Annotated in this window: 1 tRNA gene; it reads left to right on the plus strand. The window is 56.8% G+C overall.

From position 1 onward, the window contains the following. The first annotated feature begins 85 nt into the window (after window positions 1-85). Window positions 86-162: transfer RNA gene (locus AC1DM5_RS36590), tRNA-Met, on the plus strand. Window positions 163-442: the final 280 nt, after the last annotated feature.

Here is a 442-nt window from a genome sequence, read left to right on the forward strand (position 1 = left end):
GCTCGGCTGAGATCGCTCGGCTGAGATCCGCAAAGCCCAAGCGCTTTGCGTAGCCGCGACAAATCCCAACGGGATTTGCGCTGGACGCGGGGTGGAGCAGCCCGGTAGCTCGTCAGGCTCATAACCTGAAGGCCGCAGGTTCAAATCCTGCCCCCGCAACCAATCCTTCCTATCTTCCCCCGGTGACAATATCTGGATGTCTAGCTGCAAGAGGTCTTTCGCTGGCGGAAAAGCTGCGCTTTCCCTTGGCGACGCTAGCTCCTCCTTCCCTAAGGCGCACCATTACCGCATGGATCCGAAGGACGGCTCAAAGCCTGAAACCAAAACCAAATCATGCCCGCGCAGAGATCAAAACGAAAAAGCCCTCCATCTCGGAGGGCTTTCGTATGTCTACAGAGGGACTTGCATCGCCCAGCTCTGATTGTCGGAGCTAGCTTAAATC

It is taken from the genome of Rhizobium sp. 01T437 (assembly GCF_056398505.1).